Origin of the sequence: Streptomyces sp. NPDC058052 (assembly GCF_042885515.1) — a bacterium.
Lineage (GTDB): Bacteria > Actinomycetota > Actinomycetes > Streptomycetales > Streptomycetaceae > Streptomyces.
Genome location: NZ_JBHVRX010000014.1, coordinates 15,334 through 36,280, shown reverse-complemented (window position 1 = coordinate 36,280; position 20,947 = coordinate 15,334). Strand labels below are relative to the sequence as shown.

The window sequence follows — 20,947 nt, the reverse complement described above, 5'->3', positions numbered from 1 at the left end:
ATCACGCTAGAAGGACCCGCCCGGGCCCCGCGTCCTCCGCGAGGCGTACCCCGGGCGGAGGAGGTTCAGCCGAGGGGCAGCTCCAGGTAGGAGGCGGCCCCGGGCGGGGAGCCGAGTTCGGTCTGCGTCCAGGTGACGGAGGCGTCCCCGTACAGCGGGTCCTTGCTGTCGACGACGAGCATCAGGCGGTGGCCGGCGGGGATGTCGTAGGCGGCGGCCTGGAGGCTCCAGGTGACGGTGGTGTCCTGGTCGGCGGTCAGGTCGTAGGCGTTCAGCGGCTCGTGGGTGATGATGCGCGCCGTGCCGTCCTCGGCGACGTCGAAGAGGTGGGCGATGAGGCCGGCCGCCGTGACGGTGGAGCGGACGGTGAGACGGAGCCGGGGGACGCCGCGGACGCGGCGGCCGACGGGGCCGCCGTCGGCGGCGAGCAGCGGTTCGGTGGTCCAGGCGAGGGCGTGCCGCCGGTCGATCTTGTGGGTGTCGTAGATCTTGGGGTTGCCCTTCCACTCGGCCTGGCCGGTGCGGAGGAGTTCGCCCATGGCGGTGGCCTCGGTGTCGACGCCGGCCAGGAAGGTGCGGCGCCAGCCGGTGGTCTCCGCGTCGGCGTCCGCCGGGACGAGCCGGCCGTCGGTGCCGCCGGCGCCGTCGCCGGTGAGACCGAGGTGTTCGTGGCCGACGGTGACGTCCTGCCAGGTGGGCCGGGACTCGCGGACGGCGGGTTCCACGATCCGGTTCGCGCCGGTGGGCTGCCCGGTGACCGGGTCGAGGGCGGGCTCGGTGACGTAGGTGAACATCACCTGGCCGCAGACCTCGTCCCACTCCTCGACGCCGTTGCGCTCGCCCTTGAGGTGGTGGTCGAGCCAGGCGTACGCCTCGTCCAGGACCGGGTCGGGGGCGCCGAGGGAGGTGCCGAGGAGGCCGGCGCCCTCGGGGGCCGCGTGGTCGCCGATCCAGAGGTTGAGCCGCTTGGGGACGCGGAGCCGGTCGAAGGTGTCGACGGCCTCGTTGACCGCGAAGAGGCTCTCGTGCCAGGTGTTCGAGTAGAAGGTGGGGGTGCCGTGGTCGTCGGTGAGGTCGGTGTACGTCCGCGGTGAGCGGCGCTCGCCCCAGCGGACGACGGCATCGAGGTTCCGATCGTTCAGGAAGTCGTCGAGGATCCGCCGGTTCTCCTCGTCGAACTTCTCCTCCACGGGACCGCCCGTGAAGCCGATGAGGGCCTTCACGGCGGCGAGGTGACGGGTCCGGTTGTCGTAGAGGCTGGCGGCGAGGTCGCCCCAGGTGCTGAGGGCGACGACCGCGGCGACGCGTTCGTCGTGGGCGGCGACGAGCTGGCTGATGCCGGAGCCGTAGGACTCGCCCAGGAAGCCGGTGACGGCGGGGGCGAAGCGTTCGATGCCGAAGTCGACGACGGTGGAGCCGTCGGCCACGTCGTGCGGGCCTGCGACGTCGACGTACCCCTCGGAGGTGGTGGGGAGGCCCGGGATGCCGAGGCCGCGCGGGGTGTAGGCGAGGACGTGGTAGCCGCGGAGGGCGAGGGCGAGGTAGGCGCCGGGGAAGAGGCCCCAGCCGAAGGGGGTCCAGCCGGAGGGGACGACGACGAGGGGGTGCGGACCGGGGCCGAGCTGCCGCAGGCTGAAGGCGGAGAGCCGGTGGCCGTCGGTGGTCTCGATGCGGTGGTAGCCGGGCAGGGCGAGGCCGCGCACCCGGGCGACGCGTTCGGCGAGTGCGGTGGGGAGCTGCCCTTCCGGGAGCGGTCCGTCGGTGAGGAGGGCGGTGACGACGGTCTGGCCGAAGCGGACGGCCTCGGGGTGGACCGTGCCGCCCGAGGCCCAGAGGCCGTCGGCCGCGACGCGGTCCGCGTCGGCCTCGGTGAGGGTGGTCCTGAGCCCGGGGAAGCCCGGGAACTCCTCGGACGAGCCGTCGGTGGTGGGGTTGGGCTGGGGCACGTGCACCCGTTCCTCTCGACTGGAGTGTGACCGTCCGTCATGCGGACGCACGCAAGCCTCACGTATCGGGAAGGGAGCGACCAGAGCGCACGAAGGGCGCACGGATCATGCAACGGGGCGGGAACGACCCAGGCCGCCTCGAACTCGACGTTTGGGAACGGACGGAGTCGTTCCGGCAGGCGTCATCGGGGGATCTCCGGCGGCTCGGCCTCTCCGGTGCGGGCGACGAGCAGCGCGGCGACGTCGTCGTCCAGGCCGCCGGCGCCGTAGGCGGCGAGGTCCCGGTGGAGCAGTTCGGGGATCTGGCCGGAGGGGGTGTCGGACCACTGCCGGGCGCGTTCCTCCAGCGGGTAGAAGACACCGGCGCGGTCGCGGGTCTCGCTGACGCCGTCGGTGTAGAGCAGCAGCCGGTCCCCCGGCCCGAAGGGGAACTCCTCGACGTGGTGGCGGGAGTCGGCGAGCCCGGCGAGGTTGAGGGGCAGCGAGGGGTCGGCGACGTCCACGGTGGTGACGGCGGTGCCGCGCTGGAGGAGGGGCGCCGGGTGGCCGCAGTTGAGGAGGCGCGCGGTGTCGCCGCGGTCGGGGAGTTCGACGAGGACGACGGTGGCGAAGCGTTCGGACGCGTCGGATTCGGGGTCCCAGGCGGCGTAGCGGGCCAGGCCCTCGTCGAGCCGGTCGGCGAGGGCGGCGAGGTCGGGGGCGTCGTAGGCGGTGGAACGGAAGGCGCCGAGCAGGACGGAGGCGGTCTCGACGGCGCCGAGGCCCTTGCCCTGCACGTCGCCGAGCATGATGCGGACGGCTCCGGGGATCTGCACGGCCTCGTAGAAGTCGCCGCCGATGCGGGCCTTGGCCGCCGCGGCGACGTACAGCAGGTGGAGTTCGACGCGGCCGAGGCGCGGCGGGAGCGGGCGGAGCACGACCCGCTGGACGACGTCGGCGACGGCGGTGACCTCGGCGAGGTCCCGCTCGTAGCGGGTGCGGACCGAGCTCACCCAGGCGGAGGCCGCGGTGATGCCGAGGATGAGCCCCTCGCTGGCCAGGAGTTCGCCCTCGACGGGGTCGCCCCGGGCAACGACCAGGAGGGCCCGCAGCACCATGGCGATGAGACCCATGCCGATGGTGCCGGCCACGCTCCACGTGGCGGCGGCCAGCGCGGGGACCGTGAAGAGGAGCCGGTCGAGGCGCTCGGAGTCGGGCGTGACCAGGTCCGCGACGACGACCAGGACCATGACCAGGACGGGCAGGGCGCGGCCGATGTTGAACTGGGTCCGCGTCAGGGTGGCGGGTCGGGGTCGGGGCCGGGGACCAGCTGCGTGCATTTCATGATCGTACGCATGGCGGGCGGCGGGACCGGCGTGTCGCGGGCTGGCGTGTCCCGTCCCCCGGACCTCCGGGTGTCCTCGCCGGGAGGGCGAGGGCGGCGGGCAGCGTGAGGGCCGCCGTCAGCGCGAGCGCCGGAAGCGCGGCGCCCCGCGCGGGGACGAAGCCGCCGTCGGGGACGAGGGCGAGCAGGAGGGCCGCGGTCGCCACGCCGAGGGCGGGGCCGGTGTTCATGGCGGTCTGCTGGAGCCCGCCGGCGACGCCGGCGTGCGCCTCGGGGGCGTGGCGGACGATCGCGGCGGTCGCGGTGACCATGAGGACGACGAAGCCGGCGCCGAGCAGGGCCGCGCCCGTGCCGGTCGCCACGGCTCCGGCGGACGCGTCGAGCCGGGCGAGCACCAGGACGCCCGCGGTGAGCAGCAGCCCGCCGGTGAGGGCGGCGCCCCGGGGACCGAGCCGGCGCTGGAGCGGCGGGCAGAAGGCCGCGCCGAGGACCATCAGGACCGCGAGCGGGAGGAAGCGCAGCCCCGCGGCGAGCGGGTCGAGCCGCTGCACCTCCTGGAGGAAGTAGGTGGTCACGAAGAGGGTGCCGGAGAGGGCGGCGGAGGCGGCGAGCAGCGCGCCGAGCCCGGCGGCCACCGGCCGGCTTCCGAGCAGCGCCGGCGGCAGCAGCGGGTGCGGGGCGCGCCGCTCGTGGCGTACGAGGGCGAGGGCGGCGGTCGCCGAGGCGGCCAGCGTGACGGCCGTGCGGCCGCCGGCACCGGGCTGCGGGAGGGTGACGAGGCCGTGGACGAGAAGGCCGAGCGCGCCGGCGAGCAGCAGGGCGCCCAGCGGATCGCCGCCGGCACGCGCGCGTGCCGGGTGCGGGCGGCGGGGCACGCGGACGGTGAGGGCGAGGAGCCCCGCGGCGAGCGTGGGGGGCACGCCGAGGAGGAAGACGGAGCGCCAGCCGTACGCGGAGACCAGGGCGCCGCCGAGGAGCGGGCCGGCCGCGGCGGCGAGACCGATGGCGCCGGTGCGGAGCGCGATGGGGCCGGTGAGCCGGTCCGGCGGATAGGCGGTGCGGAGCATGCCGAGGGTGGCGGGCTGGAGGAGCGCCCCACAGGCCCCCTGGAGGACGCGGAGGAGGACGACGGCGCCGATGCCGGGGGCGAAGGCGATCCCGGCCGAGGCCGCGGCGAAGCCGAGGCAGCCCACGGCGAAGACCCGGTGGTGCCCGTGGCGGTCGCCGAGCCGCCCGGCGAGGACGAGGAGGCTCGCGACGGCGACCAGGTACCCGGTGCTGGTCCACTGCACCTGGGCGACGCCGGCGTGCAGGTCGCGCTGGAGGGCGGGCTGGGCGAGCGTGAGGACGGTGCCGTCGAGGGCGACGACGGCGGCACCGGTGACGCTGCAGGCGAGGGTGCGGGCGCGGACGCTCGTGGGGTGAGCGCCGGCATCGGCGGGAGCGCCGGTGGGGGCCGCGGGGCCGCCGGTCTCGCCGGTGCCGCCGGCGTCCTTGGTGCCGGGGGTTTCCGCCGGGCCGCAGGCACCCTTGGTGCCGCCGGCGTCCTTGGTGCCGCCAGCGCCCTTGGTGCCGTGGGGGGTCACGGGGTGGGCTCCGCCGGGCCGAGGTGGGCGTCGAGCGTGGCGCGGACGAGGGGTGCCGGGTCGTCGGAGCCGGTGGCGAGGGAGAGGCTGCCCCAGTGGCGGAGCTGGGCGAGGCCGTGCAGATTCGCCCAGAGCGCGCCCGCGGCGGTGACCGGGTCGGCGCCCGGGCGGAGCTCGGCGACGAGGGCGGTGAGACGGGCGAAGAGGGGCAGGCTGGTCTCGCGCAGCCCCAGCCGGCCGCTCTCCAGCAGGTCGTGGCGGAACATCAGCTCGTACATGCCGCGCCGCTCGTCGGCGTAGGCCAGGTAGACGCGGGTGAGGGTCTCGATCCGCGCCCGGGGCCCGGGGCCCGGTCCGCCGTCCGGCCCGGCACCCGTCCCGTCGGCCTCCCGGTCCGCGTCGGCGACGCGGGCGGCGAGTTCGGCGAAGCCCTCGCGGGCGATGGCCGAGAGCAGGTCGAGGTGGGTCGGGAACCAGCGGCGGGGCGCGCCGTGGGAGACGCCGGCGCGACGGGCGATCTCGCGGAGGGTGAGGGCCTGGGCGCCCTCGGCGTCCACGAGGGCGACGCCGGCCCGTACGAGCCGTTCGCGCAGCCCTCCGCGCTCGCCCTCGCCGTCCGCCGGAGGCCGAGCGCGGTCCTGCGGCCGCGTGGGGGTCCGAGGCTGTTCCTGAGGTGCGGGGTGAGACATGGACACTGTCTACCAGCCTCCGTAGACACTGTCTACTCCTCAGGGCACGCCTGAATAGACAGCGTCTACGCGCCCGATGATCCATCGGCTACACTGGTGGACAGCGAAGGGGAGTAGCCCTGCGAACCGGTCGTCGACACACTGGAACCCCCGGGTTCCCGGTGACCGGGTCCGCGCACGACGCGGACGGGCGAGACCTTCGGCCAGGCATCACCACGTCCACATCTCCGTGGGCGTGGTCCGTCATGCCGGGCCGAGTGGTCCTCCCGTCGCCCACCGAGGTGCCGTGCGGAGCCACGGGGCCCGGACCGAGCAGAGAGCGCCGGTATGCACCTCGACCCCTTGGCGATCGTCACCGCCTTCGGGCTCATCTTCCTCGCCGAGCTTCCCGACAAGACCATGTTCGCGTCGCTCGCCATGGGCACGCGCATGCGTCCCCTGTACGTCTGGTTCGGCACCTCCGCGGCCTTCGCGGTGCACGTCGCGATCGCCGTCGGCGCCGGCAGCCTCCTCGGGCTGCTCCCCGGCTGGATCGTCAAACTCGTCTCCGGGCTGATGTTCGCCTTCGGCGCCTTCATCCTGCTGCGGGGAGCGGGCGACGACGACGAGGAGGACACGGGCGGGAAGACCGTCACCGGCTTCTGGCCGGTGTTCTCCACCGCGTTCATGGCCGTCTTCATCAGCGAGTGGGGCGACCTGACCCAGATCACCACCGCCAACCTCGCCGCCACCAACGGCACCGCGTCGACCGCGATCGGCTCCTTCCTGGCACTGACCTCGGTCTCCGCGCTCGCGCTGGTCGCCGGCCGGTTCATCGCCAAGCGCGTCCCGCTCAAGACCGTCCAGCGCGTCGGCGGCGTCTGCATGGCGGGCCTCGCGATCTGGTCCTTCGTCGAGGTCTTCACCGGCTGACGGACGCCCGCATCCCGGCTCCGGGGCCGTGTCCGCACACCGCGGGCGCGGCCCCGGAGCCATGTCCGGCGGCCTCCACCGGTGCGATCATGCGGACCATGGCCCTCACCTCCGAACCCGCCGACCGCCTCGTGTCGTTCGGGAACCAGCTCATCGACGTCCACCTCTGGCTCCGCGAGGAGCTCGCCCGGCTCCGCTCCGGGCTCGACACCTACCTGTCCGGCACGGGCGAACGCCCCCGCGAGCTGCGGGCGCACTGCCTCGCCTTCTGCTCCGCCCTCACCCGCCACCACACCGCCGAGGACGGCGGCGTCTTCCCCGCGCTCGCCGAGGCCCACCCCGAGCTGCGCCCCGTCCTCGACGAGCTGGCCCGCGACCACGTGCAGGTGGAGGAGATCCTGCTCCGCCTCCAGGCGCTCCTCGACGGCCTGCCCGCCGCGCGGGACGAGCCGCTCGGCGCCGAGGAGGCCCGCCGGGTGAGCGGCGAGCTCGACGGGCTGATCGCGCTCGTCGCCTCGCACTTCACGTACGAGGAGAAGAAGCTCGTCGCGGCCCTCGACGGGCTCTCCGTCCCCCTGTCCGAGGACTTCGCGCTCCGAGACCTCACCGGCGGCTGACCGCGCGCCCCCGCCGTGCCCCGCCGGGGCACGGCCGTCCCGCACGCTCCGACCGCCCCGAGAGGACGTCCCATGACCCACGCCCCCGCCCCCGCCCCCGCCGGTCCCGCCCGCCCCGACCCCGTCCACGCCGAACTGGACCGGCGCGCCGAGCAGGCCGCCCCCCAGGTGATCGCCTGGCGGCGCCACCTCCACCGGCACCCCGAGCTGTCCAACCGGGAGGAGGGAACGGCCCGGCTGATCGCCGGCCATCTGCGCGAACTGGGCCTGGACGAGGTCCGCACCGGGATCGCCGGACACGGCGTCGTCGGCGTGCTGCGGGGCGCCGCCCCCGGGGGCGGCGGGCGGGTGGCGGCCCTGCGCGCGGACACGGACGCGCTGCCGGTGAAGGACCTGTGCGGCACGGACTTCGCCTCGCGGGTGGTGGACGCGGACTATCCCGGCGGCCCGTTCCCGGTCTCGCACGCCTGCGGGCACGACTGCCACACGGCGATGCTGATGGGGGCGGCGACGGTCCTCGCCGGGGTGCGCGACCGGCTGCCGGGCACCGTCGTGTTCGTCTTCCAGCCGGCGGAGGAGGGGCCGCCGGTGACGGAGACCGGCGGAGCGCTCGCGATGGTCGAGGCGGGCGCCTTCGCCGACCCGGTGCCGACGATGGCGTTCGGCATGCACGTGACCCCCTTCCCGAAGGGGTACGTGGGCTACCGGGTGGGCAACCAGTACGGGGCCTCGGTGCTGGTCCGGATCACGATCAGCGGCGAGCAGGTGCACGGCTCCACCCCGTGGCAGGGCGTCGACCCGATGCCGGCGGCCGGGGCGGTGCTCACCGGGATCGGGCAGCTGTACCGGCAGGTGTCGGCCTTCGACCCGGTCACCGTCACCATCGGGCACGTCGAGGACGTCGGCCGGTTCAACATCATCGGCCAGACGGTGACGCTCTGGGGCACCGTCCGCTGCGCGGTGGAGTCCGACATGGCGGACGTGCGGGCACGGCTCCGGCGGCTGGCCGAGCATTCGGCGGCCGCGTACGGGGCCACGGCCGAGGTGGAGTACCTCCAGCCGGTGCCGCCCGTGCACAACAGCGGGCCGTGGGTGGCGGCGGCGCTGCCGGCCCTCCGGCGGGTGGCGGGTGAGGAACGGGTCACCGAGACCGGGGGGACCCTCGGCTACGACGACGTCTCCGAGTTCATCTCCCGCTTCGGCGGGCTGTACGTGACGCTCGGCGTCCAGGACGCGGTGCTGGGCCCGGACGGCCTGCCGGTGCCGGAGGACGGCGGACGCGGTCTCGTCACCAACCACCACCCGCGCTTCTACGCCGACGACGACACCCTCGTCACGGGCGTCCGGCTCCACGCGCACGTGGCGTACGACCACCTGACAGGAACCCTGCTGCCCGCGGAGTGAGCCGGATCGGCGGCCCGAGTTGCGGGCTCGTACGCAGCCGGGAGGCTGGTGGTATGAACCTGGACCTCATCGCCCTCGCCGACGAGCACCTGTCCGCCGCCCGCAGCGCCCCGCACGGGCGCAGCGCCCATCTGGTGCTGCACGACGGGGTGCTGCGGCAGACCGTGATCGCCCTGACCGCCGGCACGGTCCTGGACGAGCACAACGCTCCCCCGGCGGCGAGCCTCCAGGTGCTGGCCGGGCGGGTGCGGCTCACCACGCACGGCTGGGCGGACGAACTGGCCACGGGGGCGCTGCGGATGATCCCCAAGGAGCGGCACGGACTGACCGCCGTCGACGACTGCGTGGTGCTCCTGACCGCGGTCAACGACTGACCTCGGCCGCTCGCGGCTCGCCGGCCCGACGGCGGCGTGGCGCTCATCCGATCGCGTCGAGGTCCTGGGCGTAGTGCTCGATGGCCGCGCGGTACCGCCGCACGGACGGGTCCTCGCTGGTGGTCGCGAGCAGGTTCAGGAGCAGCCGCGCGGAGTCGTGGTGGCGGCCCGTGTTGTAGAGGGCCATCGCCAGGAAGGTGCGCAGGGCGCCGTCCTCCGGGAACTCGGCGGCCGCCCGTTCGAGCAGCGTGACGGCGTCCTCGTACCGGCCGAGGGTCCGGTAGGTGCTGCCGAGGCCGAGGAGGGCGCCGCGCCGGTCGTCGTCGGTCAGGCCGGCGCCGGCGAGCGCGGTCTCGTAGTACGGCACCGCCTCCGCCTCCAGGCCGAGGACGTCGTGCGCCCAGGCCGCCTGGTAGGCGACCTCGGCGTCGCCGGGAAGCAGGGCGGCGAGGGCGGCCAGCCGCCGGCGGGCCTCCTCCTTGCCGCCTCCGGCGCGGAGGGCGACGGCCTCGGACAGCAGGCGGTCGCGGTCGGCGGGGCTGGGGACGGTGTCGTTCATCCGGTCATGATCGCAGCACGGGTCGCGTACCGGCGGGGCCGGGAGGGGGACTGACGCCCCGTCGTCCGTGCCCGCCTCGCCCGCGCACCCCCTGTTAACGTTCACGAATGCGCCCTTTGTCCCGATTGGATGTGCGTGGTCTCGCGCGGAGGGCGGCCGCGCTGCGGCCCCGGCGGCGCATCGGCACGGTCACCCTGCCCGAGGACGAGACCGCCGGCCGGGAACGGCTCCGGGACCTCGCCGCGCTCCTCTGCGAGCTCGGCTCCGACCTGCTGCGGGCCGCCGAGCGCAGCTCCGAGGTCGAGCGGACGCTGCACGACATCGCCGCCCGTTACGGCACCCGCGCCCGCTGCTTCGTCGTCCCCACCGGGCTCTTCGTCCGGGTCGGCGGAGGGCCCGACGGGCGCGGCGGTGAGCTCGACTTCGCCCCGGTCGAGGGACCCGACCTGCGGCTCGACCAGGTGGAGTCGCTCCAGGAGCTGGTCACGCGGATGCTCGCGGAGGAGGTGCCGTTCGACGAGGTGCGCCGGGCGCTGCGGCGGAACCGGGAGCGGCCGGAGCGGTTCAGCCCGTCCGCCACCGTCTTCGGCTACGTCCTGCTGACGGTCGGCCTCGGCACCATGCGGCACGCGACCCTGCCCGCCATCGCCGGGTATGCGGTGCTCGGCGCCGGCGTCGGTCTGCTGCGCCTGTTCGGCGACCGGCTGCCGGCCGCCCGCACGGCTCTGCCGGTGGTCACCGCCATCCTGGTCACCGCCGCCGCGCTGCGCTGGGCCGGCCCCCTCCTCCACGAGAACCCCGCCGTCCTCTACATCCCGCCCCTCATCGCCTTCCTGCCCGGTGCGGCGCTCACCCTCGGCGCCATCGAACTCGCCACCGGCGCCGCGCTGTCCGGGATCTCCCGGCTGGCCGGCGCGGTGAGCGTCCTGCTGCTCCTCTCGCTCGGCATCCTGGTCGGATCCGAGCTGCTGAGGCCGCACCCCCCGGGCGGCAGGGCCGCGGAACCGCTGGGCGCGTGGGCGCCCTGGGCCGGGGTGCTGCTGCTCGGCTTCGGGTTCCTGCTGTACTTCTCCGCCCCGCCCCGGGTCACCGGCTGGCTGCTCGGCGCGCTGCTCGTCGAGCGGCTGGTGCAGTCGACCGCCTCGGAGGTGGCGGGGGCGACCTTCGGCGCCTTCGCCGCCGGCGCGGTCCTGCCGCCGATGGCGACCTGGATCGAGAAGCGCTCCCGCACCCCCGACCAGGTGGTCTTCCTGCCCTGCTTCTGGCTCCTCGTCCCCGGTGCGATCGGGCTGACCAGCGTCTCGGAGATCATCGTGGAGAAGGACACCGACGGCGGCCTGAACAGCCTGGTCGGGACGGTGATCACGGTCGCCGCGATCGCCCTCGGCGTGCTCGTGGGCGCCGGACTCCAGCGCCGGCCCCGGCTGCTGCTCGGCGAACCGGTGCCGAGCACCCCCGCTCCCGGTCCGGAGGAGCGCGGGACCGAGGCAGCGGACGCGGCCGGGGCGCCGCCCGCGGGCAGCGGGGGCTGAGCCGGCCTCAGAGGGCGGGCCGCAGCGGGCTCCCGGCGGGGGCGCGGCCGGTTCCGAAGGCGCTGCCGCGCAGCCACTCCGGCCAGTCGAGGTTCCAGTCTCCGTAGCCGTTGCCGAACGGCGTCATCCGCTCCCCGTACCCGTTGACGACCCGGACGACGTCGCCCTCGCGGAGCGTGCGGAAGAGCCAGCGGGCGGCCTCGGTGGACATGCCCGTGCAGCCGTGGCTCACGTCGGCGCTGCCCTGCGCGTCCAGGGACCAGGGGGCGGCGTGCAGATACTCGCCGCTCCAGGTCACCCGGGTGGCCCAGCGGACCTTGAGGTCGTAGAACTCGCGGCTGCCCCGGACGATGCCGATCGAGTCGCCGCGCATCCGGACCACGCGTTCCTTGCCGAGGACGACCTTGGTGCCCACACGGGTGCGGAAGCCGCGCTTGCCGGTGGTGACGGGGATGACGCGGAGCAGCCGGCCGTCCCGGTAGACCCGCGTCTCGTGGGCGGCGACGTCGGTGACGGCCTCCACCCGGGCGCCGGTGGAGAAGGTGAGGGGCCGTGACCGGCCGCCGTGGAGCCGGTCGGTGACGCGGGCTCCGTCGAGCGCGGAGCGCACCCGGACGGTGGCGCCGGCGGGCCAGTAGGCGCGCGGCCGGTAGTGCAGGGTGTCGGCGTCCACCCAGTGCCAGGCGCCGACGGCACGCGGCTCGCTGCGCACCTCCAGGGCGTGTTCCACGACCCTTCGGGCGGCCGGAGAGCCGGCCGGGACGGGGTGACTGAGCTCCGCGGTGACCGGCTGCCCCACGCCGTACGTACGGGCTCCGCCGCCGTCGCCGGGGCCGAAGGCAACGGTGAGCCGCTCCCCCGCGGGCGCCTTCGGGGTGCGGACGGCGAGCCGGACGACCCGGTGGCGGAGCCCGGCGGGACCGGTCTCCTCCAGGGCGAGACGCGCGGTGTAGGTGCCTCCCGCGGGCAGGGCGACGTCGCTGGTCCAGTGGGTGCCGCCGGCGTCGGTGCGCCCGGCGATCCGGCGCCCGCTGCCGTCGGCGACGGTCACGTCGGCGAGCCGTCCCGGAGTGCGCAGGGCGAGGTCGAGCGGGCCGGTCACGTCCGGCAGGGTGACGGCGGCGGGGGCGTCCAGGACCAGCGTGGTGCGGGGCACCCGGCAGAGACCGGCGCCGGGACAGGCGCCGACCGTGACGACGGCGGGCCCGGGGGAGCCGGCGGCGCCCGCGCGGCCCGCGGTCGAGGGCTGTCCCGCGGCCGTGGTGACGAGGACCGCTCCGACGGCGAGGGAGAGCGCTCCCCAGCCCTGTGCGTATCGGCGTGACGGCACGTCGGACACCCTCCTCTGTTCGTCGCTGACCGGTCGGCGGACGGGCGGACGGGCACCGACCGGAGTATCAGAACCGACGGGAGGAGAAAAATATGATCAAGGCGGCGGGCGTGGCGGGCGAGAGGCCCCGGGAGACGACTCGAATGGGTCAGCGGGGCGGTTCCGGAAGCTCCTCGCCGGTCTCCAGGAGCGACTTCAGGCTGGAGACGATCGCGGGCCAGCCCTCCCCGATGAGCCCCCGCATGACGCCGTCCGGCTCCAGGCCGGCGTGGGTGACGGTCAGCCGGACCATGTCGCCGGAGGGGTCGACGGTGAAGGTGACGGTGGAGCGGCGCTCCCGGGAGAGGAGTCCGTACACCTCGTCGTCCAGGCCGACCGCCTTCGCCCATTCGGGGGTGAAGGTGTGCCAGGTGTACGCGAGCCGGCGGCCCGGGACGGCCTCGACGACGACCTGCTCCGGGTCCGCGGTCCGCCGGTCGCCCTCGTCCCAGACCATCGGCGCGCCGGGGGTCCACTCCGTCTCGAAGGCCACGCCCCAGTAGCGCCGGGTCAGTTCCGGCTCCGTCAGCGCCTTCCAGAGGTCGTCCGGGGTGGTCCTGATGTAGCTGGTGTAGACGTACGCGTCGGTGTCCATGGTGCTGCTCGCTCCTCCGGCTCCCCGGGTCGTCTCCCCCGCGGTGTCTGGTGATCCAGCGTAGGCAGGCACCGGGCCCGGTGCCAGGCAGGACGGCGGGACCACGGGCTCCCCGGTCGCGAAACGGGGGTCCCGCGGCCGTTGATTAGGTGCGGAGGAAACTATTCAACGGACTGCTAGCGTGTCCGGATGTCCCTCAAGCACGCCGTCCTCGCAGCTCTTCTGGAGGGCGAGGCATCCGGATACGACCTCGCCAAGATCTTCGACGTGTCCGTCGCCAATTTCTGGGCCGCCACCCCCCAGCAGCTCTACCGCGAGCTCGACCGGCTCTCCGAGGCCGGCCTCATCACCGCGCGCGTGGTCGAGCAGGAACGGCGCCCGAACAAGAGGATGTTCAGCCTCACCCCGGAGGGCCGGCGGGACCTCGACTCGTTCACCTCCGTGGCACCGCGACCCCTGGCGGTGCGCGACGAGCTGATGGTGCAGGTGCAGGCGTGCGACGGTGGCGACACGGAGGCCGTGCGGGGCTTCGTGGCGCGGCGGATGGACGTCTCGCGGGACAAGCTGGCCCGGTACGACCGGCTGCGGGAGTGGCTGCTCGGCGGGCGGGACGAGGAGACGTACCTGCGCGAGTCCGAGCGGGTCGGACCCTATCTGACGCTGATGCGCGGCCGGTTGCTGGAGGAGGAGAACCTCCGGTGGAGCGAGCGGGTGCTCGCCGTCCTCGACGCCCGGATCGCGGCCGGCCGGGGCGGCGGTGGGGTGACGGCGGCTCCTACCCTGCGGTAGAACTCTCGGGTAGCCCGCCGGGGAGGCCGGCGGGTACGGGCAGGGCGGACGCCGGGAGGCCGGCGCGCCCGACGAAGGGGCGGACCGCATGAACGTCGGTGATCTCGTCGAGGACTTCACCCTTCCGGATGAGACCGGCACCCCGCGCTCCCTGTCGGGGCTGCTCGCCGAGGGGCCGGTCGTCCTCTTCTTCTACCCGGCGGCGATGACGCCCGGCTGCACCGCCGAGGCGTGCCACTTCCGCGACCTGGCCGCCGAGTTCCGTGCGGCGGGGGCGCTGCCCGTGGGCGTCAGCGGGGACGTCGTGGAGAAGCAGCGGGAGTTCACCGAGCGGCACTCGCTCGGCTATCCGCTGCTCTCCGACCCCGAGGGCACCGTGCGCGAGCGCTTCGGCGTGCGCCGCGGCTTCTCGCTGGCCCCGACGAAGCGGGTCACGTTCGTGATCGGGCAGGACCGGCGGGTGCGGGAGGTCGTCCGCAGCGAGCTGCGGATGAGTGCCCACGCGGACCGCGCGCTGGCCGCGCTGGCGGCGCTGCGCGCGTCCTGAGGTCCGCCGGCGCGCCGTTCAGACGCCGAGGAGCTTGGCCTTCGCCGCGGCGAACTCCTCGGGGGTGAGCAGCCCCTGCTGGGCGAGGTCGCCGAGCCGGGCCAGCTGTTCCGTCAGGCCGCCGGGGCCCTGGCCGCCCGGCTGCGGCGCGGGCGGGGCCTGCGGGGGCGGGGGCGGCGCGGCGGGAGGCGCCGGCGGCTGAGGCTGCTGGGCCTGCTGGGCCTGGAGGTCCGCGATGGCCTGCTCCTGGTCCTGCTCGCGGCGGGAGGCGCGGGCCGCGCTGCGGCCCGCGGCGTAGGCGGCTCCGCCGACGAGGGCGCCGCGCAGCAGCGGGGCTCCCGCGGGCCGGATGACCGGGCGGGCGAGCGGGCGGCGTCGCATGAACATGGGGTCAGCTCCTTCCGGCGGCCGCGGCGACCGCCTGCCGGTAGGCGGCCCGCGCCTCTTCCACATGGGCGTCGGGGATGGGGACGCTGGCGGCGATGCGGCCGCCGGCCCCGCGGATCGCCTCGGCCGCCCGGGCGGCCCAGATGTGCTCGACCAGCAGCATCAGCGCGCAGGAGCCCGGTTCCATCGACTGGGCCACCTCGGCCGCGTCCTCGGGGCCGAGCAGGTTCGCCTCGGGGCCGATCTCCGCCGTGGCCTCGTCGTACTCGTCGTACTCGATGAGTTCGGAGGTGGAGACCTCCCCTCCCGGCGACTTGACGACCACGAGCGAGTCGATCAGCCGGACCTGTCCCTCCTTGCGGAGGTCGGCGACCGCGGTGACGGCCGCCACCTTCAGCCGCTCCCCCGGAAAGGCGAGCACGACACATTCCACCGGTCCCATGGCACTCCGCTCCTCGTCGTCCCCGCGGACCGCCGTCCGCGCACGGGACTTCCCATCCGAACACGGCGGAGGGCGGCCCGCACGCGGAGCCCTGACGGGCGATCCCGACATGCGCGGGCGGGCCGAGCGGGTGAGACTCGCACCAACGCGCGGCCTCCCGGCCGGCGAGGGAAACGGAGTGTGCAGGAATGGACGACTACCCCCTCCTGAACGTCTTCTGGACGATGCTGTGGTTCTTCCTCTGGATCATGTGGCTCTTCCTGCTCTTCAAGGTGATCACGGACATCTTCCGCGACCACGAGCTGAACGGCTGGGGCAAGGCGGGCTGGCTGATCTTCTGCATCCTGCTCCCCTACCTGGGCGTGCTCGTCTACGTCATCGCCCGCGGCAAGGGCATGGGCCTGCGTGACGCCAAGCAGGCGAAGGACGCGGAGGCGCGCTTCCAGGAGTACATCCGGCAGACGGCCGGCACCCAGGCCGCGGCCAGCGGCACCCCGAGCGCCTCGGACGAGCTGGCGCGGCTCGCCGATCTGAAGGAGAAGGGTGCGATCTCCGAGGAGGAGTTCCAGCAGGCGAAGGCCAAGGTCCTCGCCTGACGCCCTCCCGGCCCCTCTCGCGCCGCCCCGGCGGCCCCGTATCCCGGACACGCACCCTTAATGCGAGTCCGGGATACCTCTTTGATACGGTCAGCTCGTGAGGTTGACCAAGTTCACCGACCTGGCCCTGCGCGCCGTGATGCGCCTGGCCGTCGCCGACGACGAGGAGCCCGTCACCACCCGAGCGGTGGCGGAGGAGATGGCCGTGCCGCACGCCCACATGGCGAAGGTGGTCACGCGGCTCCAGCACCTCGGCGTGGTGGAGGCCCGGCGCGGGCGCGGGGGCGGACTCGCCCTCACCGACTTCGGCCGGCGGTCCTCGGTGGGCTGGCTGACCAGGACACTGGAGGGCGAGGAGGAGGTCGTCGGCTGCGAGGGCGACCCCCCGTGCCCGCTGCGGGCGGCCTGCCGGCTGCGGGGCGCGCTGCGGGAGGCGCAGGACGCCTTCTACCGCACGCTCGACCCGCTGACGGTGGCCGATCTCGTGCGGTCGCCGACCGGTCCGGTCCTGCTCTCCCTCACCCCGAGACCCCCGTCGTGACCTGACGGGCGCCCCCGGGCGGCGTGCGCCGCCCGGGGTTCCGCATCGATTTAAATACGCAGATCATCTACCAGATTGAGAGTTCCGATGCTGTCCGAGCAGGCCGTACCCGTCGTCCGCGCCACGCTGCCCGCCGTCGGCGGAGCGCTCGACGAGATCACCGAGCGCTTCTACGGGCGGCTCTTCGCCGCCCACCCCGAGCTGCTGCGCGACCTCTTCAACCGGGGCAACCAGGCCAGCGGCGACCAGCGCAAGGCCCTCGCCGGCTCCATAGCCGCCTTCGCCGTCGCCCTCCTGGAACACCCCGACACCCGCCCCGACACCCTGCTCTCCCGCATCGCGCACAAGCACGCCTCGCTGGGCGTCACGGCGGACCAGTACAAGATCGTGCACGAGCACCTCTTCGCCGCGATCGTCGAGGTGCTCGGCGAGGCCGTCACGCCGGAGGTCGCCCAGGCGTGGGACGAGGTCTACTGGCTGATGGCGAACGCGCTCATCGCCCTGGAGAGCCGCCTCTACCAGGAGGCGGGCGTCGAGGACGGCCAGGTCTGGCGCACGGTGCGGATCTCCGAGCGGCGCGAGGAGACCGCCGACACGGTCTCCCTCGTGCTCACGGACCCCGACGGCACCGCGCTGCCCGCCTTCCGGCCCGGCCAGTACGTGAGCGTGCGCGTCGCCCTGCCGGACGGCGCCCACCAGATCCGCCAGTACAGCCTCTCCTCCGCGCCCGGCCGTCCCGCCTGGCGGATCACGGTGAAGCGGGTCGACGGCGACCCGGCGGGCGAGGTCTCGAACCAGCTCCACGCCCACGCGGCGGCCGGGGACGTCCTGGAGGTGTCCACGCCCTTCGGCGACCTGGTGCTGCCCGAGGGCGACGGTCCGCTGCTGCTCGCCTCCGCCGGCATCGGCAGCACCCCGATGCTCGCCATGCTCGACCACCTGGCCACCACCGGCGCCGGACGCCCGGTCGTCGTCGTGCACGCCGACCGCTCCCCCGACGCCCACGCCCACGCGGAGGAGCTGCGCACGCTCGTCGGCCGGCTCCCGGAGGGCAGCCTGCACCTCTGGTACGAGGAGCCGGGCGCGTCCGGCGCCCGCGCCGGACGCGCCGACGTGACCGCGCTGGAACTCCCGGCCGGCACGAGCGCCTACCTCTGCGGCCCGCTCCCCTTCCTGCGGGCGGTCCGGGGCGACCTCGTCGCCTCCGGCGTCTCCGCGGCCGACGTCCACTACGAGGTCTTCGGCCCGGACCTCTGGCTGGGCGCCTCGGCCTGACCCCCGGTGCGGTCGGGTCCGGAGGCCGTCGCTCCACCCTCCGGACCCGACCATGATCCTTCGATCCTCAACCGTCATGGCGTTCCCGCTGCGGATCCTGCATAGTGTGGGCGCGGATCGGCCTCGTAATCAGGGGGCCGACAGGGAATGGACGGAAGCGATGGGATCGTACGGAGCGGGTGGCACCCAGCTGGACGCGCGGCGGCCGGTACGGGGGATCGCCCTCGACATCGGCAGCTCTCGGACGCGGGCGTGGGCCCCGGGGGCGGGTGTCTTCGCGGACGTGCCGAGCACCGCGGTCCGGCGCGGCCGGGTGGCGGACACCTCCTCCCAGCTGCTGCTCCTGAAGCGGCTCGCCGCCTCCGTCCCGGGCGGCGAGAGCCACGACACCGTCGTCATGCTGACCCATCCGGTGCTCGCCGCCCCGGCGGAGCGGGAGGCGGCCCGCCGGGCGGTCGCCGGGCTCGGCCCCGTCCGGGTGATCGCCGTCGACAGCGCCCGGGCCGCGGCCGCCTACGCGGCCCCGCCCGGCGGCGGTCCGCTGCTCGTGGTGGACCTCGGTGCCCGGCTGACCGAGGTCACGCTCGTGGTGGACGGGCAGGTGCAGGACGCCCGGCTCGCGGAGCTCGGCGTGGACGACCTGCCCGCGCACGGCGGGGTGCCGGACGCGGTGGCGGGCACGGCCGCCGACATGGTGAGCGACATGTGGCGCGAGGACGGCACCGGCGCCGTCCGCGGCGCGCTGCGCCGCGGCGTCCTGGTGACCGGCGGCGGCGCGCTGCGGCTGGACGTCACCGCGCGGCTCGCGCAGGTGCTGCGCAGCCGGGTGCGTCTGGCCAACGATCCGGCGACCAGCGTGGTCCGGGGCGCCGGCCTGATGCTGGCCTCGGCCCTGCGTCACCCGGGAGCCCGGCGCACCCCGTGACCGGGGCGCGCCGGGGCGGGGGTCAGCAGCCGGTCGCCCAGATGTGGGAGTCGCCGCGGTCGTTGGCCGCGCCGCTGTACCCCACCTCCTGCCCGGGGGCGAGACAGATGGTCATGCTCCCGCCCTGCCAGGCGCTCTCGTAGACGCGGACGTGGTCCTTGATGCCGGGGCCGGAGATCCCGTGGTTGGCCCACGAGGAGTCGGTGTCGGAGATCCAGTTCTCCCACCAGCCGTCGTCGCCGCTCCAGTTGGCCCGCTGTCCACCGAAGTTCGCCTCCTGCCAGGCGCAGAAGTGGCCGGAGGGGCATTCGGCGGCGGTGGCGGAACCTGCGACGGCGAGGCCGGTGGTGAGGGCGAACAGGGCGGCGGCCGTGGTGGCCAGGATGCGCTTCACGAGGGGGCGTTGCCTTTCCGTGGTGGGGTGGACGCGGGCGGCTGGACCGCCCGCAGCAGCGCGCGGTCGCGCAGCTGCCGGTAGGTGGTGAGCTCGTCGCGGTGCAGGGCGCGCACCTCGGTCAGCTCGGCGCGCTCCAGTCGGGCGCGGGTCTCGTCGAGGCCGGTCTCCCGCGCGCAGCGGGCGGCGTCCTCGGGGTCGGGCCGGTCGGGCCTGGGCCGGCCGGGCGGTGCGACGCAGGCGGTCCACCGGGCGAGGGCCGCCTGGTGGGCCGGGTCGTCCCGGTAGCGCGCCTGGGCCTCCGCCCGGAGGTTGTCGACGACCACCTGCGCGCGGAACCAGCGGTGCTGGTCGCCGTAGAGCCGGCCGCGGGCGACGGCGAGGCATCCGTCGCTGTGGGCGGTGACGGTGGCACCGGTCGCGAGCGTCACGGAGAGTTCGCGGGGTCCGGTGCCGAAGAGCGCCGCCTGGAGGGCTTCGTCCTCGGCGGGTGCGCGCGGCTCGACGGTGACCCTGATGCCGCGCCCGGCGAGACAGTCGTCGGCGAAACGACGCTCCGCCGCCTTCAGGAGCGCGTCCTGATCCGCCCGTGCGGCCGGGACCGCGGGCCGTTCCGGCAGGTCGGGGCGGATGGAGGTGCAGCCGGTGAGCACGGCCGCCAGCGCGGCGGCGGCCGGTACGGCCCGGCGGGCGAACGGTGTGAGGGCGAGCGGCACGGGTCCCCCTTCGCGCGATGGCGGATGCCTGGTCGGCGGGCCGGAGGATGATCGCCGACCGGCCCGAACGATCACTGCCCGTGACGGAGACAGCAATGCGCGACCTCACTCGAACGGGTAGAACGCGCCGTCGCGCGCGCTCCTCGGGCGCCGCGCGCGAGCCACCCCGGACATGGCGAGGCCCCAGCTGGACGGGGGATTCCAGCCGGGGCCGATCACCATGACGGGCGAAGGGCGGTCACCTCTGGGGGGGAACCTGGGGACCGGGCCCCTTCGCCGTCACATAAGGGAGAACGGTGAGCCTTTTCGGAATGTTCCGGACGGTCCGGGGTGAACGGTGTGAGTCGGCTCACCCGTCACGGCCCGGCGCCGGTCGCCCGCCCCTCTCGCGCCGTCCCCCGCCCTTCTCCGGGCGGCCGTCAGTCCTTCTCGGGTCGGCCGTCAGTCCTTCTCGGGCCGGTACACGGCGCCGGCGCGGGCGGCGCCCGGGGCGAGGAGCTCGGGAACGGTGACGAAGGTGTAGCCGCGGCTCTGGAGTTCGTCGATGATCTCGGGGACGGCGGGGACGGTGCCGTCGTATATGTCGTGGAGCAGGATGATGCCGTCGCGGTGCGCCTGGGTGAGGACCCGCTCCTCGATCAGGGCGGAGTCGGTGGTGGAGTAGTCCTTGGCGGTGATGCTCCAGAGGATCTGGGCGAGGCCCAGTTCACGGCTGACGTCGCTCACCATGGAGTCGGTGCGGCCCTGGGGCGGACGCATGAGGACGGGCTTGCGGCCGGTGATCCTCTCGATCGCGTCCTGGGTGCGGGACAGCTCCTCGCGGACCTCGCTCTCGTCGAGGTCGGTGAGGATCCGGTGCGACCAGGTGTGGTTGGCGACCTCGTGGCCCTCGTCCGCGATGCGCCGGACGACCTCGGGGTACCGGTCGACGTGCTTGCGGCCGAGGAGGAAGAAGGTCGCGGGGACCTGCTTCTCCTTGAGGATGTCGAGGAGGTGGGGGGTGTCCTCGCCCGGGCCGGCGTCGAAGGTGAGCGCGATGCACTTCACCTCGGCGCAGTCGACCCGCCGGGAGTCCGCGCCCGCCTTGCCGTCGTCACCCGATTCGGCCCGCGCCGCCTGCGGCGTGACGGTGTCCATGCCACAGCCGCTCAGCGTGAGCATGAGCGTGGCGGCGGCGAGCAGAAGGGCGGTCCTCCCACCGTGACGGCCCGGCCTGGATCGGAACATGGTGGTACCCGCTTTCCCCGGTTTCGTGTGCGTTGCGGCCACGCCCACGCCTGGTCAGGGCGGGTGTGCTGGGTGGCCGCGGTGAACTCTACACACGGTGTATACCGGGGTCGGAAGGGGGGTCTCCCCCTTCCTCGCGGGGGCCCGTCCACGGGCCTGTCCCCTCCTCCGGGCACGACTCAGCCCCGGGCGGGGCCCGTC

At 74.7% G+C, this 20,947-nt stretch carries 23 protein-coding genes; 11 read left to right on the top strand and 12 right to left on the bottom strand.

The annotated features are described in order from the left end of the window. Positions 1 to 65 precede the first annotated feature (65 nt). From ACFVU3_RS20275 to ACFVU3_RS20260, 4 genes are all read right to left on the bottom strand, one after another. The gene (locus ACFVU3_RS20275; RefSeq protein ID WP_390067922.1) at positions 66 to 1,946 is read right to left on the bottom strand and encodes a CocE/NonD family hydrolase C-terminal non-catalytic domain-containing protein; all 1,881 of its coding nucleotides are present in this window, start codon (positions 1,944 to 1,946) and stop codon (positions 66 to 68) included. A gap of 182 nt (positions 1,947 to 2,128) precedes the next feature. Continuing rightward, positions 2,129 to 3,265, bottom strand: a complete 1,137-nt coding sequence (locus tag ACFVU3_RS20270; protein WP_390067921.1) for a PP2C family protein-serine/threonine phosphatase — start codon at positions 3,263 to 3,265, stop codon at positions 2,129 to 2,131. Between the two features lies 1 nt (position 3,266). Continuing rightward, complete coding sequence (locus ACFVU3_RS20265; RefSeq protein ID WP_390067919.1) at positions 3,267 to 4,856, bottom strand: MFS transporter; 1,590 nt, start codon at positions 4,854 to 4,856, stop codon at positions 3,267 to 3,269. Next, positions 4,853 to 5,545 carry a TetR/AcrR family transcriptional regulator gene (locus ACFVU3_RS20260; RefSeq protein WP_390067918.1) on the bottom strand — a complete coding sequence of 231 codons (693 nt, stop codon included), beginning with the start codon at positions 5,543 to 5,545 and terminating at the stop codon, positions 4,853 to 4,855. Before ACFVU3_RS20260 ends, ACFVU3_RS20265 begins: the two co-directional genes overlap by 4 nt. 327 nt (positions 5,546 to 5,872) lie before the next feature. Here ACFVU3_RS20260 and ACFVU3_RS20255 point away from each other — a divergent pair, with 327 nt between their 5' ends. The 4 genes from ACFVU3_RS20255 (at position 5,873) to ACFVU3_RS20240 (ending at position 8,852) form a co-directional block, all read left to right on the top strand. Then, positions 5,873 to 6,457: a TMEM165/GDT1 family protein gene (locus ACFVU3_RS20255; protein ID WP_390067916.1), complete on the top strand. Its 585-nt coding sequence runs from the start codon at positions 5,873 to 5,875 to the stop codon at positions 6,455 to 6,457. Between the two features lie 98 nt (positions 6,458 to 6,555). Beyond that, positions 6,556 to 7,074 carry a hemerythrin domain-containing protein gene (locus ACFVU3_RS20250; protein WP_390067915.1) on the top strand — a complete coding sequence of 173 codons (519 nt, stop codon included), beginning with the start codon at positions 6,556 to 6,558 and terminating at the stop codon, positions 7,072 to 7,074. A gap of 72 nt (positions 7,075 to 7,146) precedes the next feature. Further along, the gene (locus tag ACFVU3_RS20245; RefSeq protein WP_390067913.1) at positions 7,147 to 8,478 is read left to right on the top strand and encodes a M20 family metallopeptidase; all 1,332 of its coding nucleotides are present in this window, start codon (positions 7,147 to 7,149) and stop codon (positions 8,476 to 8,478) included. Positions 8,479 to 8,531: 53 nt separating this feature from the next. Further along, positions 8,532 to 8,852, top strand: coding sequence for a cupin (locus ACFVU3_RS20240; RefSeq protein ID WP_390067911.1), 321 nt, complete (start codon positions 8,532 to 8,534; stop codon positions 8,850 to 8,852). A gap of 43 nt (positions 8,853 to 8,895) precedes the next feature. Here ACFVU3_RS20240 and ACFVU3_RS20235 read toward each other — a convergent pair whose 3' ends face one another. Next, positions 8,896 to 9,411, bottom strand: a complete 516-nt coding sequence (locus ACFVU3_RS20235; protein ID WP_390067909.1) for a tetratricopeptide repeat protein — start codon at positions 9,409 to 9,411, stop codon at positions 8,896 to 8,898. 107 nt (positions 9,412 to 9,518) lie between these two features. Between ACFVU3_RS20235 and ACFVU3_RS20230 the strand changes: the two genes are divergently transcribed. Beyond that, positions 9,519 to 10,943: a threonine/serine exporter family protein gene (locus tag ACFVU3_RS20230; RefSeq protein ID WP_390067907.1), complete on the top strand. Its 1,425-nt coding sequence runs from the start codon at positions 9,519 to 9,521 to the stop codon at positions 10,941 to 10,943. 7 nt (positions 10,944 to 10,950) lie between these two features. Here ACFVU3_RS20230 and ACFVU3_RS20225 read toward each other — a convergent pair whose 3' ends face one another. Continuing rightward, positions 10,951 to 12,273 carry an Ig-like domain-containing protein gene (locus ACFVU3_RS20225; protein ID WP_390067906.1) on the bottom strand — a complete coding sequence of 441 codons (1,323 nt, stop codon included), beginning with the start codon at positions 12,271 to 12,273 and terminating at the stop codon, positions 10,951 to 10,953. A 148-nt stretch (positions 12,274 to 12,421) separates the two neighbouring features. Beyond that, a complete protein-coding gene (locus ACFVU3_RS20220) occupies positions 12,422 to 12,907 on the bottom strand; it encodes an SRPBCC family protein (protein WP_390067904.1) in 486 nt (161 codons plus the stop codon). Between the two features lie 189 nt (positions 12,908 to 13,096). Between ACFVU3_RS20220 and ACFVU3_RS20215 the strand changes: the two genes are divergently transcribed. Further along, positions 13,097 to 13,696, top strand: coding sequence for a PadR family transcriptional regulator (locus ACFVU3_RS20215; protein WP_390067902.1), 600 nt, complete (start codon positions 13,097 to 13,099; stop codon positions 13,694 to 13,696). Positions 13,697 to 13,784: 88 nt separating this feature from the next. Next, positions 13,785 to 14,243 (top strand): peroxiredoxin, encoded by a 459-nt coding sequence (locus tag ACFVU3_RS20210; protein WP_390067900.1) that lies wholly within the window; start codon positions 13,785 to 13,787, stop codon positions 14,241 to 14,243. 18 nt (positions 14,244 to 14,261) lie between these two features. Here ACFVU3_RS20210 and ACFVU3_RS20205 read toward each other — a convergent pair whose 3' ends face one another. Together ACFVU3_RS20205 and ACFVU3_RS20200 are read right to left on the bottom strand one after the other, a co-directional pair. Further along, positions 14,262 to 14,630, bottom strand: coding sequence for an SHOCT domain-containing protein (locus ACFVU3_RS20205; RefSeq protein WP_390067898.1), 369 nt, complete (start codon positions 14,628 to 14,630; stop codon positions 14,262 to 14,264). Between the two features lie 4 nt (positions 14,631 to 14,634). Further along, the gene (locus ACFVU3_RS20200; RefSeq protein WP_390067897.1) at positions 14,635 to 15,072 is read right to left on the bottom strand and encodes a DUF6325 family protein; all 438 of its coding nucleotides are present in this window, start codon (positions 15,070 to 15,072) and stop codon (positions 14,635 to 14,637) included. A 188-nt stretch (positions 15,073 to 15,260) separates the two neighbouring features. Between ACFVU3_RS20200 and ACFVU3_RS20195 the strand changes: the two genes are divergently transcribed. From ACFVU3_RS20195 to ACFVU3_RS20180, 4 genes are all read left to right on the top strand, one after another. Next, a complete protein-coding gene (locus ACFVU3_RS20195; RefSeq protein WP_390067896.1) occupies positions 15,261 to 15,668 on the top strand; it encodes an SHOCT domain-containing protein in 408 nt (135 codons plus the stop codon). A 97-nt stretch (positions 15,669 to 15,765) separates the two neighbouring features. After that, a complete protein-coding gene (locus ACFVU3_RS20190; RefSeq protein WP_390067895.1) occupies positions 15,766 to 16,209 on the top strand; it encodes an RrF2 family transcriptional regulator in 444 nt (147 codons plus the stop codon). An 87-nt stretch (positions 16,210 to 16,296) separates the two neighbouring features. After that, positions 16,297 to 17,484: a globin domain-containing protein gene (locus ACFVU3_RS20185; RefSeq protein WP_390067893.1), complete on the top strand. Its 1,188-nt coding sequence runs from the start codon at positions 16,297 to 16,299 to the stop codon at positions 17,482 to 17,484. A gap of 160 nt (positions 17,485 to 17,644) precedes the next feature. Further along, positions 17,645 to 18,409, top strand: a complete 765-nt coding sequence (locus tag ACFVU3_RS20180; RefSeq protein WP_390067891.1) for a rod shape-determining protein MreC — start codon at positions 17,645 to 17,647, stop codon at positions 18,407 to 18,409. Between the two features lie 22 nt (positions 18,410 to 18,431). On the opposite strand, the gene ACFVU3_RS20175 is transcribed toward ACFVU3_RS20180, so the two are convergent. From ACFVU3_RS20175 to ACFVU3_RS20165, 3 genes are all read right to left on the bottom strand, one after another. After that, positions 18,432 to 18,803 carry a peptidase inhibitor family I36 protein gene (locus tag ACFVU3_RS20175; RefSeq protein ID WP_390067890.1) on the bottom strand — a complete coding sequence of 124 codons (372 nt, stop codon included), beginning with the start codon at positions 18,801 to 18,803 and terminating at the stop codon, positions 18,432 to 18,434. Then, a complete protein-coding gene (locus ACFVU3_RS20170; protein WP_390067888.1) occupies positions 18,800 to 19,519 on the bottom strand; it encodes a hypothetical protein in 720 nt (239 codons plus the stop codon). The genes ACFVU3_RS20175 and ACFVU3_RS20170 overlap by 4 nt, the downstream gene beginning before the upstream one ends. A gap of 441 nt (positions 19,520 to 19,960) precedes the next feature. After that, positions 19,961 to 20,746, bottom strand: coding sequence for a polysaccharide deacetylase family protein (locus tag ACFVU3_RS20165; RefSeq protein WP_390067886.1), 786 nt, complete (start codon positions 20,744 to 20,746; stop codon positions 19,961 to 19,963). Between the last annotated feature and the right edge of the window lie 201 nt (positions 20,747 to 20,947).